The 355-nt window shown below is 51.0% G+C and carries 1 pseudogene; it reads left to right on the forward strand.

What is annotated here, in order from left to right:
- Positions 1 to 355, forward strand: a pseudogene (locus tag EXE30_RS16105) (agmatine deiminase); the annotation flags it as partial.

Consider the following 355-nt stretch of genomic DNA (forward strand, 5'->3'; position numbering starts at 1 on the left):
ACTGGATAATGCTACTGGCGTTATCGGTACACTGATCAATAATGGTTCAACTGCTGCAGATATTATCCAACACGTCATTGGTGAGGATTTACTTGGCGGTGGCATTCTTGATGGCATCACTGGTGGTATTGGTGGCGACGGTGGTCCTCTTGGTCCAATCACAGGTATCATCGGTGGTATTACTGGTGGCGACGGTGGTCCTCTTGGCGCAATCACTGGAATTATCGGTGGTATTACAGGTGGCGGTGATGGTGGTCCACTAGGTCCGATCACAGGCATTATCGGTGGTATTACGGGTGGTGACGGTGGTCCTCTTGGCCCAATCACTGGCATCATCGGTGGTATTACTGGTGGT

The sequence above is a fragment of the Acinetobacter halotolerans genome (assembly GCF_004208515.1).
Taxonomy (GTDB): Bacteria; Pseudomonadota; Gammaproteobacteria; order Pseudomonadales; family Moraxellaceae; genus Acinetobacter; species Acinetobacter halotolerans.